Below are 14,933 nucleotides of genomic sequence, written 5' to 3'. Positions count from 1 at the left end.
CAGCTTACCCAGCGCCTTCGGCCGGTCCGCCGCCGCGACCTCCCGGGGCCGGTCCCGGGTGAGAACCGACACGCCGGGCCGTCGCCGCGACATGAGTGCCCCGCGAGCACGCCGCGCCGTTGGCGCGCCGATCACGCACAGTAGGATTGCCAGGTGTCCCCGGCCGATCGAGCGAACAATCGACGCCGCCAGCCCCGGCGCCGCGGTTCGGCGGCCAACGCGGCGAAACCTCGCATGCGTACGGTCCGGGAAACCTCGGCGGGCGGTCTGGTCGTCGACGGCCTCGACGGTCCGGGCGAACAGCGCAGTGCGGCCCTGATCGGTAGGACCGATCGGCGCGGCAGGTTGCTGTGGTCGTTGCCCAAGGGGCATATCGAAGAGGGCGAGACCCCCGAGCAGACCGCGATTCGCGAAGTCTCCGAAGAGACGGGTATCAACGGGATCGTCGTCGCCGAATTGGGAAGTATCGATTACTGGTTCGTGACCGAGGGCCGTCGGGTACACAAGACCGTGCATCATTACCTCATGCGTTCGGTCGGTGGTGAGTTGTCCGACGCCGATGTCGAGGTCACCCAGGTCGCCTGGGTTCCGTTGAGCGAACTCGATTCCCGGCTGGCCTACGCCGACGAACGGCGCCTGGCCGAAGTCGCGAATCGGTTGATCGACCGGATGGAGACCGGCAAGCGATGACGCGTGGACTGGTCCGGATCACCGTGGCGGTCCTGATCCTGCTCGGTTCGGTGACGTCTGTGCCCATGTTGTCCGATGGCGTCTTCTCCGGCGGCTTCTTTTCCAGCGGCACAGCCGGGGCCCAGCCGAACGGATCGAGCAGCCCGGCGACGCCGAAATTCCTCAAGTTGTCGCTGGATTCGGTGTCGCCGTCGGCGGTCACCACCACCAGCGACCCACTGCTGACCGTCGCGGGGACGGTCACCAATATCGGCGATCGGGTCGTCGACGACGTGAGCGTGCGGGTGCAGCGCGCCGCCGCGGTCACCACGCCGAGCGATCTGCGCTCCGCGCTGCGCCTCGATCAGGTCGCCTACGACGTCGCCGGGTCGTTCGAGGACATCGCCGAACGGCTCACCCCCGGCCAGCGCAAACAGTTCACGCTGAGTATTGCGCTGCGCCCGACCGGGGACGGGCCCTCGCTCGACCTCTCCGCGCCCGGGGTGTACCCGCTGCTGCTCAATGTGAACGGCGAACCCGCCTACGGCGATCAGGCCAGACTCGACGACGCGCGGTTCCTGCTGCCCGTTCTGGGTCTGCCCGCGGGAACCGAGGGCGGATCGCCCGCGCCCGCGCCGAGTGACGCGCCCGTGGCGACGACGCTCATCTGGCCGCTGGCCGATCGCCCCCGCCTGGTGGCGGGTGTGCCGGGATCGGTCAACGGGAAGGTCGAACTCACCGACGACGATCTCGCGGCCTCGCTCGGCAAGGGCGGCAGGCTCGAGCAGTTGCTCGGCGCGCTCGAGGCCGTGCTCGGTACCGGCGGGGCGAAGGAGCGCGATCTCGACTCGGCGGTCTGCGTCGCGGTCGACCCGGATCTGCTGGTCACCGTCGACGCGATGACCAACGGCTACCGCGTGCTCGCCAGTCCGTCCGACCCGGACGGCGCGACCAGACAGGGATCGGGCGCGGAGGCGGCGCAGGCGTGGCTGGACCGCCTGCGTGCCGCGGCGAGGTCGGTGTGCACGGTGGCGCTTCCCTTCGCGCAGGTCGATGTCACGGCGCTGGCGGCGGTGAGCGATCCGGCGCTGTCGGCGCGTGCCGTGAACGCTCCGGCCGATATCGTCGACGCGATCCTGGCGACACGATCGGTGCGCGGTGTCGCGCTGCCCGATTCCGGCAGTATCGACGCCGGAGCCGGAACGCTCTTGCGCACCCACGGATTCACCACCGCGGTACTCGCCGACACCGCCGTCCACCCGGTCGGCGAACCTCGCGTCGACGATCCGGCCGAGGCCACGTCGGGCAGTCTCGGAATGCCGACGACCGGCGCTCGCACGGACTCGAAACCCGCGGCCCCGGCCGTCGTCCGCGTTCCCGAGATCACGGTGCCGCAGGCGGGCGCCTCACCCGCGCCCGAATCCGGCGCGGCCCCCTCGGCGCCCACATCACCCGTCGCGCCCGATCCGGCGTTGCGGGCGGCCACCTTCGACATCTGGTCGGCCACCGCGCTCGCCGCGGTCGGCTCGAATCCGCCGACTCCGTCGTTCACGCCGAAACGGGTGCGCTACGACGTCACCAACGACTCCCGCACGGCGCGTATGCAGGACGCGCTCGGCGCGATCTCGTGGACGGCGCTCAATCCGCAGAACGGCGGGCCGAGATCACAACTGCTGATGCCGCCGCAGCAGTGGGGCGCCAACCGGGACGAGGCCGCCGCCCTGCTGCGACAGGTCGAACTCCTGTTGAAATCCAACCTCGCCACGGCGCGTCCCTTCACCGAGCTGCTCGCCGAAGCGCCCGACGCGCAGCCGTACCAATTGGACTACCTGCCCCAGGCCGCCGAGGACGCGGTGCCCGGCCGTTTCGTGCTCCCGGTCCGCGAACAGGCGACCAGGATCACCGAATTGATGCACGCGCTGGTCGAGATCCCCGAATCGGAGCCGACGCCGCGCGGCTACCTCGCGCCACTCGGCGACGATCTGATCCGGGTGCTCTCGCTCTCGGATCGCCGTACCGGCAACAGCGCCGCGCCCGACACCTTCGCCCAGCGCAGACTCGATCAGACCACCAAGGCGCTCGACGAGTCCTATCGCGCGGTGACGGTCCTTCCCCCCGGCGGCGTGTACACCCTCGCCTCCGAGCAGAGTCCGCTGCTGCTCGTCGCGCGCAACGATCTGCCGGTCGCCATCCGAGTCCGTTTCCGGATCGAAGCGCCCGCCCAGACCCGCATCACCGATATCGGCGAGCAGCAACTGCCGCCGAAAGGCACCCGGTCCTTCCAGATCCCCAGCGAGGTCAGCGACAGCCGCAACCTGGTGATCCCGATCTCGCTGACAACCCCGGAAGGCATACCCCTCGGCAACGCCACCTCGGTCTCTGTACGTTCCAACGCCTATGGTCAGGCACTCGCGATCATCACCGCGTGTGCCGGTCTCCTGCTGTTCCTCCTCGCCGGACGCAGGCTGTGGCGCAGGTTCCGAGGCAGGCCCGACCCGGCCGACGAAGGCTTCGATCCCGGTACGGTACGGCGGGTCGGTAGGTACCGGCGGGCACGCAAGAAGGTCATGCGGGAGCGTGACGATGAGTGAACTCGAACCCCTAACCGCACATCGGTACGATTCGGGACAGTTGTACGGAAACTGTGTTTGTGTCACACGGGCCCGATGGCATCACAATGGGGGGAGCTCGACGGGTGGGAACTAGGCGAAACGCCGGACCTCGAGCGAGTCCGAAGCAGAGGTCCTGCGCGGTACAGGAGGCATGATGAGCGACGATGACTTGTCCGCTCATCGGTCCCGACCCGAGGAACGCCCCGACGGGCCACCGCCCCGTCGGGCGCCCGCCGCGCCGTGGGAACGTCCGGTCCCCGCTGCCGAAGCCGGGGAGGATCCCGGCGTGACGCACCGCGATCCGTACGGCGGTCAACCGCCGCGCGTCCCCCGTGTCAGCAGGCCGGTACCTCCGCCTCCGCCCGGACGTCAGATGCCGCCACCCGGACGTCGGGTGCCACCACCGCCACCGTCCGGTCCGATGCCCGCGCAGCCGGGCAAGGCGCCCCAGCAGCCCGCGCAGCCGGGCAAGGCGCCCCAGCAGCCCGCGCAGCCGGGCAAGGCGCCGCATCAGCCCGGGCAGCCGGGAGCGGGGCCGAGGCCGCCCGCACCGCCGGGTGCGCCGCGCAGACCCGGACCGCAGGGACCGATGCCGGGCCAATCGGGCGCGATGCCGCGTCAGCCCGCACCGCCGTCGGGCCCCATGCCCGCGCAGCCAGGAGCCGCGCCGCGCAGACCCGGACCGCCACAGCAACCGGGACATCCCGGGCAACGGCAGTATCCGGCCGTTCCGTCGTCGGGACAGGGCCGACCGCAGCAGGCGCCACCCGGCCAGTCCGCCGACCCCGATCGCGGGCAACCCGTGCGACGCGGTCCCGCGCCGCCGAATCCGGCCAACCAGAATCCGGCGCACCAGAATCCGGCGCAGCGTTTTGCGCCGCCACCGAACTACCCGCAGCCGCAACCGACGCCGACACCGCAGCGCAGGCGGCCCGCGCCCGCCGAACGGATCGAAGCGTCGGCGGCGAGCCGTCCGCGTACCCACGACTGGCCGGTCGCCACCAAAGCCGAGCCGGAGCCGAAGGAGCGCGAGTCCGCCGAGAGTTCCAACGCGCGACTGCTACGGGATTCGGGGTCGATCGCGTTCGCGACGCTGATCAGCCGCATCACCGGATTCGGTAAGCAACTGCTGCTGCTGACCGCGCTCGGCCCTGCCATCGCCAGTGCCTACACCTCGGCCAGCCTGATCCCGAACATGATCGCCGAACTCGTCCTCGGCGCGGTGCTGACCGCGATCGTGGTGCCGACCCTGGTCCGCGCCGAACAGGAGGACGACGACGGCGGCGCGGCCTTCGTCCGAAGACTCGTGACCGCGGCATTCGTCGTCCTCGCCGTGTCGACGCTGCTGGCCATGGTCTCGGCGCCGATCCTCGCGACGCATGTCTTCGTCTCCTCCGACGGCAAGGTCGACACCTCGCTGACGACAGCGCTGACGTATCTGCTGTTGCCCGCGATCATCTTCTACGGCATGTCCGCGTTGCTGACGGCGATTCTCAACACCAGACAGGCGTTCAAACCCGGCGCGTGGGCACCGGTGCTCAACAACGTCGTCGTCCTGGTCGTGCTGGCGCTGTACGCGTTCACCCCCGGCGAGATCACCCTCGATCCGGTGAAGATGAGCGATCCGAAACTGCTGCTGCTCGGCGGCGGTATCACCGCAGGCGTCATCACCCAAGCGATGAGTCTGCTGCCCGCGATCCGCCGCTACGGCATCGATCTGCGACCGCTGTGGGGAATCGACGCCAGGCTCAGGCAGTTCGGCAAGATGGGCGCGGCCATCATGCTGTACGTGCTCATCAGCCAGATGGGCGCGATCTTCGCCAACCACATCTCCTCCACCGCCGACGAGGCCGGCCCGGCGATCTACCAGAACGCCTGGCTGCTGCTGCAATTGCCGTACGGCGTTCTCGGGGTCACCCTGCTCACGGCGATCATGCCCCGGCTCAGCCGCAACGCCGCCGCCGACGATACGCCCGCCGTGGTCGACGATCTGTCCGTCGCCACCCGATTGACGATGATCGCGCTCGTCCCCGTCGTCACCTTCCTGACCCTGGCCGGTCCGCAGGTCGGCCAGGCGCTGTTCGGTTACGCGCGGTTCGCCGGCGACGCCGAACGGCTCGGCACCGCGGTCGCCTGGTCGGCCTTCGCGTTGATTCCCTATTCCCTCGTGCTCATCCATCTGCGCGTGTTCTACGCCAGGGAGCAGGCGTGGACCCCGACCTGGATCATCCTCGGCATCACCACGATCAAGGTACTGCTCTCGGCGCTCGCCCCCGCGCTGGCGAACAACAGCGACCAGGTCGTCATCATCCTCGGTGTCGCGACGGGACTCGGTTTCACCGCGGGCGCCGTCATCGGCGGCTACCTGCTGCACCGCAGTCTCGGCGATCTGCGCATGGTCAACGTCGGACGCACCGTGACCCGCGTCGTGCTCGCCTCGGCCGCGGGCGGCGCCGTCATGCTGATCCTCAACGCGATCGTGGGCCTCGACCAGGTCTCGGGTGGCTTCGGCTCACTGATCCGGGTGGTGATCTCGGCGATCGTCATGTTCTCGGTCGCGTTCGGCCTGATGCGCCTGGCGGGGATCCCGGAAATCGTCGCGATCACGGTGGCCGTGTCGCGCCGTCTCGGGTTCACCCCGCCCGCACCGGATCTCGATCTGGACAGCCCGGTCGAGGATGTGTACGCCACGCAGGTGCTGCGTAGGCCGGACCTGTATGGGTATCCGTCATTCGACCCGTATATGGACACGCAGACCATGGTGTTGCCCGTAATCAGACCCGACGCCGTTGACAGCACCGGCAAGGGCGAGTTCCCGTACCCTGTTCGGCATAGAAGCACAAGTGGCGAATTCGCCGGAACCTCGACATATCAGGGCGAAGGAGGACCCAGGGTGAGCGACGACGCGGCGGTGGGCGGCGTCCCAGCCGCCGATTCTTCTGCGGCCGCGGCAGGCGGCCTTTCGACCGATGTTCCGCTCTCCGCAGGACACCCGTCGAATCCGGGATACCCGGACGGCGTAGGTGCCGCGGGCAACTCCGGACCTACGGGATCGGATCAGAACGCGCGGGACAGGCCGGACAGTTCGGGGCCCGCACCGCGCGATCCGATGTACGACACCGGCATGATCCCGATTCCGCAACTGGCCCCGCCCCCCGCGGATCCGGCGGCGCGCCGGGCCGTGCCACGCGGTCCCAAGCTGATGCCGGGCGCGTCGGTGGCCGGTGGGCGTTACCGGCTGCTGGCCGGTCACGGCGGCGCGCGGGGACTCAAATTCTGGCAGGCGCTCGATATCAAACTCGATCGCGAGGTCGCGCTGACCTTCGTCGACGCCGACCAGAAGTCCGGGGAGAACTCCGGTCACGATGGACCGCAGGCGATTCTGTCGCGCACGCTGCGGCTCGGCCGGATCAACTCACCGGGCTTGGCGCGCGTCCTCGACGTGGTCCGAGGCAGTTCGGGCGGCATCGTCGTCGCGGAGTGGACACCGGGTAGATCCTTGCGCGAGATGGCCGACACCGTGCCGTCGCCGATCGGCGCGGCTCGGGCCATCCGCGCGCTCGCGTCCGCGGCCGAATTGGCCCACCGCGGTGGCGGTTCGCTGTCCATCGACCATCCGGACCGGATCAGGATCAGCGCTTCCGGCGACGCGGTCCTCGCCTTCCCCGGCACGCTGTCGGATTCGGATGCCCAGTCCGATGTCCGCGGACTCGGCGCCATGCTGTACGCGCTGGTCACGGCGCGCTGGCCGATTCGTTCAGGCGGGGTCACCGGAACCGCGGCCACGGTCGGCGGGCTGCGCTTGGCCGATTTCGGCACCGACGGAACCCCCATCGAGCCACGCCAGATCCGCCCGGAGGTCCCGTTCGAGATCTCCGCCGTGGCCGTGCGTTCGCTGGAGTCGAACAAGGGCGTGCGCACCGCCGCCACCGTGCAGCATGTGCTCGAGCAGGCATCGGTCGTCGATCAGAAGACCGATTTCATCCCGGTGCTGCGTCTGGGGCAGCGGCAGGCCGCGCAGGCCAACGCCGTCGACGACTCGCTGGCCGATCCCGAACTGCTTGCCGCGGAACGGGAACGCTCCCAGCGGATGATGTGGATCATGGTCGGGCTCGGGATTTTGGCCGCGCTCGTGGTCGGCATCGTCATCTGGTGGATGGTCAGCATGTTCGCGCCGGGCGCGTCGGATGCCCCGCTCAACGAACAGCGCAATATCGGCCTCACCACCAACAGCACCGCCGCGCCCGCTCCCGGCGCGATACCGAACGACGGGACGCCGGGTGGCGTCCCGGTCCCGGTGACCGCCGTGTCGGTGTTCTCCCCGGAAGGCACTCCCGACAACGGGTCCAACGCCAGGGCGGTGATCGATCAGGACCCGGGCACCATGTGGCGCACCGATCAGTACTTCCAGCAGTTCCCGGCCCTCAAGAAGGGGGTCGGGCTGCTGGCCACGCTGCCGAGCCCGGCGAAGTTGACGAATGTCTCGATCAACTCGCCGAGCGCTGGCACCACCGTGGAGATCCGCACCTCCCCGACGGATACTCCGACGATCGACCAGACCCAACTGATCGGCTCGGCCAAACTCTCCGTCGGCGCGACCGAGATCCCGGTCCGCGCCGACGCTTCCGCGCGCTATGTCCTGGTATGGATCACCGGACTCGGTAACTCCGGCAACCAGTTCCAGTCGGCCATCTCGGATCTGCGTTTCGACGCCGCGCCGTAAGACGAGCGCAGCGCACCCCTCCTTCTCTTCCGCCCGCACGTGTCGTCTCCCGTGCCGTGGCCCTCCGCACGGTTGCTGCGGATTCATGCCGCCCGGTATGATGCCTTCGCGCTCTCACAGCAGGGGGAGCTTCCCGGGATCTGGTGCCTCGATCCTGGATGCTGCGAAATTTATAGGTGGCGATCGGCAGATCTGTCGCCCACGTGAGCGCTGTCCGAGGGGTATGGGTTTGTCGTCCGAATTGAACGAGGATTCCCGTGGGGGGAAATCGCGGCCGGTCACGTACCGTGCACGCTCGTTCGTGCCCGACGACATGAGCGATGTCGAGTTGCTGCGCGCCCACGTCGCCGGACAACGTCACGCCTTCGCCGAAATCCTGCGCAGACATAACGATCACCTCTGGCAGACGGCGTTGCGCACCTCCTACAACCGCGAGGATGCCGCCGATTCGCTACAGGACGCCCTGCTGTCGGCCCACCGCACCGCCGGATCCTTCCGGGGGGAGGCCGAAGTGCGCAGTTGGCTGCACGCGATCGTCGTCAACGCCTGCCTGGATCGGATTCGTCGCAACAAGACCAGACGCGCGGTGTCGCTGTCGCCGGAGAACATGCCCGAACCCGCCGAGGAGCGGGACGAATTCGCCGAGTTGGAAATGTCGCTCGTCGTCGGCCACGCGCTGTTCACGCTCCCGCCGGAACAACGCACCGCGCTCGTCGCGATCGAAATGGCGGGGTATAGCGTGGCCGATGCGGCCGCGAAGCTCGGGGTACCCGAGGGGACGATCAAAAGTCGGTGCGCGCGTGCCAGGCAACGGTTGAAAGAACGTTTGGAATTTCTGCGCGATCCGGGGAACCGGAAGTAGACCCGCTGCGTCATTAATAGTGACGAACCACGAAGCGATATCAATGCTGTGCCCGTAGCGATGCGGCGCCTGCGCGGTGTCGCCCTCGAGGGCGAATCGATGACAGCCCCGAACAGTTGTGATGTCGGAAGAGAACGATGTCGGATCAGAGCGATGGAGGTGCGATGGCGATCCGGTCCGTACCGCAGCCTCCGTTCTCCGCGGAGTTGCTGGCAGATCTGCACGCGGGGAATATCGACCCCGAACTCGGCGCACAGCTATGGGCAGCCGCCCGCGACGATTCGGATGCGGCCGCGTATCTGAAGGCGCTCGACGACGTCAACGCCGGGCTCCGCGCCCTGGCCGTCGACGACCGGATACTGCACCCCATGCCCCCCGACGTGGCGGCGAGGATGGAGCGATTCCTCGAGGAACTCGATTCGATCGAGGAACCCACCGAGCGGGTCGCGACCCTGCGCCCGCTGCCGAACGGACCCAGAACCTCCTCGATACCGACCGGCGCCGAGGATTCACCGCCGCACTTCGCGACACCGCTGTCTCCGCGCCGCCGCCACGTCGTCGCGCTGCGCTGGCTCGCCGCCGCGGCGGCCGTCGTCGCCGTGATCGCGGGTGCGGGCGTGGCGACCCAGTTCCTGCGCGCCGACGAATCCCCTCCCACCGCGGGGCCTGCGACCACCGACACCGGCGGCGAGCTGACGTCCACGCTCGCGCTCGCCGCCCTCGGCCGCAACGACGTCAGCGGACAGCTCGGCAGCCGCGGCGCCCTGGCGGACTGCGTGCGTGCGGCCGGACTCGACCGCGCGATCCTCGGCTCGACCGATATGAACTATCGCGGCGGCGCGGCGGTGCTGATCCTGCTCAGCGGCCCGTATCCGCCGAAGATCACCGCGCTCGTCGTCGGTCCCGGCTGCGGCGTCGGCGATCCCCAGGTGAAGAACATCACCGATATCGGCTGAGCCCGCGGGCCGCGATCAGCTCGCCGCCCTGGTCTGTCGGCATAATGGGTCGGGCCACAGTGCTGACGCCGCGGGAACAAGGCCGTTTAGGCTGTTGTTGAATCGCACGTTCCCTAGCTTTCTTTTCGGAAGGGCCCCATGAGCACGCCAGTTCGCGACCTCATCATCGTCGGCTCCGGACCCGCAGGCTATACGGCCGCGGTCTACGCCGCACGCGCCGAACTCCAGCCGTTGCTGTTCGAGGGCACCCAGTTCGGCGGCGCACTGATGACGACCACCGAGGTGGAGAACTTCCCCGGCTTCCGCGAAGGCATCATGGGCCCGGACCTGATGGACGAGATGCGCGAGCAGGCCAAGCGATTCGGCGCCGAGATCCGCACCGAGGACGTGGACGCGATCGATCTGAGCGGTCCGATCAAGACCGTGACCGTCGGCAGCGAGACCTACCGGGCGTACGCGATCGTGCTCGCGATGGGTTCGGCCGCCCGCTACCTCGGCGTACCGGGGGAGCAGGAACTGCTCGGCCGCGGCGTCAGCGCCTGCGCCACCTGTGACGGCTTCTTCTTCAAGGGCCAGGACATCGTCGTGGTCGGCGGCGGCGATTCGGCGATGGAGGAAGCGACCTTCCTCACCAAATTCGCGTCGAGCGTCACCATCGTGCACCGCCGCGAGGAGTTCCGTGCCTCACGCATCATGCTGGAACGCGCGAAGGCCAACGAGAAGATCCGCTTCGTGCTGAACTCGGAAATCGCGAAGGTCAACGGCGATTCGGCCGTGACCAGCCTGACCCTGCGCGACACCCGCACCGGCGAGGAGTCCGAACTCGCCGCGACCGGCCTGTTCGTCGCGATCGGGCACGACCCGCGCAGCGAATTGGTCCGCGATCAGGTCGAATTGGACGACGAGGGCTACGTGCAGGTCGAGCACCCGTCGACCGCGACCAAGGTCCCCGGTGTCTTCGCCGCGGGCGACCTGGTCGATCACACCTACCGGCAGGCGATCACCGCCGCGGGTACCGGCTGCCGCGCCGCCATCGACGCGGAGCGCTGGCTGGCCGATCAGGGTGACATCACCTCCAACACTCTCGACCACGCCGGACGGCCCGTCGCCGGCGTGTGATCCGCCACGGTCGGTGCGGACCAGCCGCCGCTCGTTCTCGTCACAACGCTCTACCACCGCAAGGAGATATCCCATGGCCGACAGCGCCAAGACGGTCACCGTGACCGACGCGTCCTTCGCCGACGACGTCCTGCTCAGCGAGAAGCCGGTCCTCGTCGACTTCTGGGCCGATTGGTGCGGGCCGTGCAAGATGGTCGCCCCCGTCCTGGAGGAGATCGCGGGAACCCACGCGGACAAACTCACCGTGGCCAAGCTCGACGTGGACGCCAATCCCGGTACCGCACGCGACTATCAGATCCTGTCGCTGCCCACTATGATGCTGTTCTCCGGTGGAAAACCGGTGAAGCAGATCGTCGGAGCGAAGGGCAAAGCCGCCCTCTTACGTGAACTCGAGGACGTCCTCTGACACAGCGGCACTGTGCCGCTGCGGTATCGATTCTCCAAAGAACACCGCCGTGCGACGACGCGCCGTAGGATGCCTGGACCCCGGTTGATTGTCGGATTCCGGGTCAGGTCTGAGACAATCGACCACACGCCGTGGACGACATGCCCGGACGCGGTAGCGTGCACAACGTGCGCATGGCCGCGAAAAGGCGCCGATCGACATGGCGATGGTCGTGTGAAGGTGTATCCCAACGCATGAGTGGGTACCCGGGTTTGACGGAAGGGAAGGGCTCTCACGCATGCACCGACTTCGTCACGGCGATTCCGGTCCAGCCGTTGCAGAGGTTCGGAGCACCCTGGCAAGTCTCGGGTTCCTCCACGCGCACGCGGTCGGCGACGACCGGCCGGGTGCGCAAGAGTATTGGAAAGATACCGAAGCCTCGTTCGACCACCATCTCGATTCCGCGGTGCGCGCGTTCCAGCAGCATCGCGGTCTTCTCGTCGACGGTGTCGTCGGGCCCGCGACCTATCGGTCCCTCAAGGAAGCGTCCTACCGGCTCGGCGCGCGCACGCTGATCTACCAGTTGTCCGCACCGCTGTACGGTGACGATGTCGCCACCCTGCAGCGCAGGTTGCAGGACCTCGGTTTCTACGTGCACCGCGTCGACGGGTATTTCGGCCCGCACACCCACGAAGGGCTCACCGCGTTCCAACGTGAGATCGGGCTCTCCGCGGACGGCATCTGCGGACCGGATACGTTGCGGTCGCTCGAACTGCTCGGCGCCAGGGTCACCGGCGGCAATCCGCATCGGATCGCCGAAGAAGAGGTCGTCCATCGCGCGGGACCGCAGCTGACGGGTAAGCGGATCGTCATCGATCCCGGCCTCGGCGGCCCCGACAAGGGTTACGCGGTGCCGAGCGAATTCGGTGACGTCTACGAGTCGGAGATCCTGTGGGATCTGGCGAGCAGGCTGGAGGGTCGCATGGCGGCCACCGGTATGGAGACGTTCCTGTCGCGGCCCTGGGGGGCCAATCCCACCGATGCCGAGCGGGCCGAGACCTCCAACGCCTTCGACGCCGACCTGATGATCTCGCTGCGGTGCGCGAACAATCCGAGTCCGATGGCCAACGGTGTCGCCGGATTCCACTTCGGCAATTCGCACGGTTCGGTGTCGATGATCGGTCAGGTGCTGGCCGGCTTCATCCAGCGCGAGGTGGTCGCACGGACCTCGTTGCAGGATTGCCGGACCCATTCTCGGACCTGGGATCTGCTGCGTCTCACCAAGATGCCCACCGTCCAGGTCGATATCGGCTACCTCACCAACAGCTACGACGCCTCGGTCCTCACCAATCCGAGGATGCGCGATGTCATCGCCGAGGCGATCCTGATCTCGGTCAAGCGGCTGTATCTGCTCGGTCAGGACGATCAGCCGACCGGCACCTACACCTTCGCGGAACTACTGGCCGAAGAACTCGCCGCGGCCGACCGGGTCTAGGGTCGACACGACTTCCCGAATACAGTGCGCCCCTGCCGATCACGTATCGACAGGGGCGTATTGGTCTATCCGGGGCAGCCGAAGGTCAGGGCGCGCCGACGCGGGTCGCCTCGTTCAGCGAAGCGGCGGCAAGCAGCTGGTCGAGGGCACGCTCGACGTCTTCCTTCCAGCCGTGGTCGGAATTCAGCTCCAGACGCAGCCTCGGGAACCGATGGTGGGCGGCGACCACCTCGAAACCGACATCCTCGAGGAAATCGGCTTCGATCATGCACGTCTCCGGCGAACATCCCGCGGACCGTGATTCCCGGGCCGGTGCGCCGATACGCTCCATCAGCCGCATCGACCCGACGGTGCGATCCGACATCGCCTTGGCCGGCGGCTCACCACGGATGCCGAATGCCTCCAGCGCACGCACACCACGACGCACCAGATCGGCCACCACGGCCTGGATGAGTCGCTGAGCCACATCGCCATCCCGGTAGGGATGTTCGGAGCGGAGCGTGGTCAGCAGGACCGCGTCCGGGCTCACGGGGGAGGTGGGGAACAGCGCGGCGCGCGGCACCACGCTCGGCGGTGAGTACAACGCGCATCCCGCGACATTGCCGTCGATATTGGCCAGCTGACCGCACGAACCCCATTCGAGCATGACCGTCGACAGCCATGCCTCTTTCTCGAAGACAGGATCACTGAATTCGCGGGAGTCCTCGGCGACGGCCGGGTCCATCTCCCAGAAGACACAGCGCCTGGCATGTGCCGGGAGCTGATCCACTCCGCCGAGGGTAAGTGCTGTGACGCTGGTCGACACCGCTCTGCTCAGCCTCCAGCTATCCGATTCTTCGATCACGCCGCATCACTATTTTCTCGCCAGCAAGAATAAGCGATCAACAGAAACCTGCCTCACTCCCATGCCGCTGTGCTGTTGGTCAGGAACCCTCGCCCGCGCCACCGGAGCGCTTTTCCAAGGCGCTGTCACAGTGACGTTTTAACACCCTGCTCCCGTATACCGGGCCCACACGGGCGATTTTCATCTACTTCACATACCGAGCTGCTGCTGCTCCATCAGGGAGACAATCCGCTCGAGATCTTCCACCGAACCGAACTCGACGACGATCTTTCCCTTCCGCTTACCCAGACTCACGGTGACCCGGGTATCGAAGGATTCCGACAGCCGCTCGGCCACATCCTGGAGGCCGGGCATATGAATCGGCTTGCGACGCGGCGTCGGGGGAGCGGCCGCATCCGGATCGCGATTGGCGAGGGTGACGGCTTCCTCGGTCGCTCGCACCGAGAGCCCCTCGGCGACGATCCGCGCGGCGAGCACTTCCTGCGCGTCGGCGCCCGCCTCCAAACCGAGCAGCGCCCTGGCATGTCCGGCCGACAGCACACCGGCCGCCACTCGTCGCTGCACCGGGATGGGCAGTTTCAACAGCCGGATCATATTGGTCACTACCGGACGCGACCGTCCGATCCTGGTCGCCAATTCCTCGTGCGTGACGTCGAACTCTTCCAGCAATTGCTGATAGGCCGCCGCCTCTTCCAACGGATTCAGCTGCACGCGGTGGATATTCTCCAGCAGCGCGTCACGCAGCATCGACCCGTCGGCGGTTTCCCGGACGATCGCCGGGATGGCCTCCAACCCGGCTTCCTGGCAGGCGCGCCACCGCCGCTCACCCATGACGAGCTGATAGCGATCGACACCCGGCTCGACCCGACGAACCACGATCGGCTGCATCAGACCGAATTCACGGATCGAGTGCACCAGCTCCGCCAGCGCCTCTTCCTCGAAGACCTGGCGGGGCTGCTTGGGATTGGGTTCGATCTGGTCGGGGGCGATCTCGCGGTAGATGGCACCGCTCGTCGAAAGCTCACCGTCGTCCTCGGCCACCTCCGAGGGATCCGGAACGCGATGCAGGTACGCCGACGCAGGCTGCGGGCCGATGGGGTCGAGCCCGATCACGACGTTCGCCGCCGCGCTGCCGAGCCCGGGCGCACTGCCGAGGCCCTGCGTGGTCGTCGGCCCGGTCGGGATCAATGCCGCCAGCCCGCGCCCCAGCCCGCCTTTTTTCGCCTGAGTCATCGGCTTTCCGATCCCTTCTCTTTTCGCCACCAGAA

At 67.8% G+C, this 14,933-nt stretch carries 10 protein-coding genes; 8 read left to right on the top strand and 2 right to left on the bottom strand.

Annotated elements, in window-relative coordinates; translation table 11 throughout:
• Positions 1 to 153: 153 nt before the first annotated feature.
• From DAT37_RS02460 to DAT37_RS02425, 8 genes are all read left to right on the top strand, one after another.
• Entirely contained in the window at positions 154 to 690 is a 537-nt protein-coding gene (locus DAT37_RS02460; protein WP_109522973.1) for an NUDIX hydrolase, read from the top strand.
• On the top strand, positions 687 to 3,260 hold the full coding sequence (locus DAT37_RS02455) for a DUF6049 family protein (RefSeq protein ID WP_109522972.1): 2,574 nt from the start codon (positions 687 to 689) through the stop codon (positions 3,258 to 3,260). The genes DAT37_RS02460 and DAT37_RS02455 overlap by 4 nt, the downstream gene beginning before the upstream one ends.
• A gap of 442 nt (positions 3,261 to 3,702) precedes the next feature.
• Positions 3,703 to 8,004 carry a lipid II flippase MurJ gene (locus DAT37_RS02450; RefSeq protein ID WP_232839449.1) on the top strand — a complete coding sequence of 1,434 codons (4,302 nt, stop codon included), beginning with the start codon at positions 3,703 to 3,705 and terminating at the stop codon, positions 8,002 to 8,004.
• 313 nt (positions 8,005 to 8,317) lie between these two features.
• A complete protein-coding gene (gene sigM / locus DAT37_RS02445; protein ID WP_232839491.1) occupies positions 8,318 to 8,866 on the top strand; it encodes an RNA polymerase sigma factor SigM in 549 nt (182 codons plus the stop codon).
• 164 nt (positions 8,867 to 9,030) lie between these two features.
• Positions 9,031 to 9,822, top strand: a complete 792-nt coding sequence (locus DAT37_RS02440) for a hypothetical protein (RefSeq protein ID WP_109522970.1) — start codon at positions 9,031 to 9,033, stop codon at positions 9,820 to 9,822.
• A gap of 138 nt (positions 9,823 to 9,960) precedes the next feature.
• Positions 9,961 to 10,941 (top strand): thioredoxin-disulfide reductase, encoded by a 981-nt coding sequence (trxB, locus tag DAT37_RS02435; RefSeq protein ID WP_109522969.1) that lies wholly within the window; start codon positions 9,961 to 9,963, stop codon positions 10,939 to 10,941.
• A gap of 73 nt (positions 10,942 to 11,014) precedes the next feature.
• Entirely contained in the window at positions 11,015 to 11,347 is a 333-nt protein-coding gene (gene trxA, locus DAT37_RS02430) for a thioredoxin (protein ID WP_109522968.1), read from the top strand.
• 277 nt (positions 11,348 to 11,624) lie between these two features.
• Positions 11,625 to 12,821, top strand: coding sequence for an N-acetylmuramoyl-L-alanine amidase (locus DAT37_RS02425; protein WP_109522967.1), 1,197 nt, complete (start codon positions 11,625 to 11,627; stop codon positions 12,819 to 12,821).
• A gap of 85 nt (positions 12,822 to 12,906) precedes the next feature.
• Here DAT37_RS02425 and DAT37_RS02420 read toward each other — a convergent pair whose 3' ends face one another.
• Positions 12,907 to 13,626 (bottom strand): hypothetical protein, encoded by a 720-nt coding sequence (locus tag DAT37_RS02420; RefSeq protein WP_109522966.1) that lies wholly within the window; start codon positions 13,624 to 13,626, stop codon positions 12,907 to 12,909.
• A gap of 228 nt (positions 13,627 to 13,854) precedes the next feature.
• The gene (locus tag DAT37_RS02415) at positions 13,855 to 14,898 is read right to left on the bottom strand and encodes a ParB/RepB/Spo0J family partition protein (RefSeq protein WP_109522965.1); all 1,044 of its coding nucleotides are present in this window, start codon (positions 14,896 to 14,898) and stop codon (positions 13,855 to 13,857) included.
• Positions 14,899 to 14,933: the final 35 nt, after the last annotated feature.

The organism is Nocardia aurea, assembly GCF_003123685.1.
GTDB classification, from domain to species: Bacteria; Actinomycetota; Actinomycetes; order Mycobacteriales; family Mycobacteriaceae; genus Nocardia; species Nocardia aurea.
Note: the sequence above shows the minus strand (reverse complement) of the source record. Positions and strands in the feature narration are given on the sequence as shown.

Coding starts and splice junctions, on each gene's coding strand:
- DAT37_RS02455 (WP_109522972.1), top strand. CDS start 687: ATGACGCGTGGACTGGTCCGGATCACCGTGGCGGTCCTGATCCTGCTC.
- DAT37_RS02450 (WP_232839449.1), top strand. CDS start 3,703: ATGCCCGCGCAGCCGGGCAAGGCGCCCCAGCAGCCCGCGCAGCCGGGC.
- sigM (WP_232839491.1), top strand. CDS start 8,318: ATGAGCGATGTCGAGTTGCTGCGCGCCCACGTCGCCGGACAACGTCAC.
- DAT37_RS02440 (WP_109522970.1), top strand. CDS start 9,031: ATGGCGATCCGGTCCGTACCGCAGCCTCCGTTCTCCGCGGAGTTGCTG.
- trxB (WP_109522969.1), top strand. CDS start 9,961: ATGAGCACGCCAGTTCGCGACCTCATCATCGTCGGCTCCGGACCCGCA.
- trxA (WP_109522968.1), top strand. CDS start 11,015: ATGGCCGACAGCGCCAAGACGGTCACCGTGACCGACGCGTCCTTCGCC.
- DAT37_RS02425 (WP_109522967.1), top strand. CDS start 11,625: ATGCACCGACTTCGTCACGGCGATTCCGGTCCAGCCGTTGCAGAGGTT.
- DAT37_RS02415 (WP_109522965.1), bottom strand. CDS start 14,898: ATGACTCAGGCGAAAAAAGGCGGGCTGGGGCGCGGGCTGGCGGCATTG.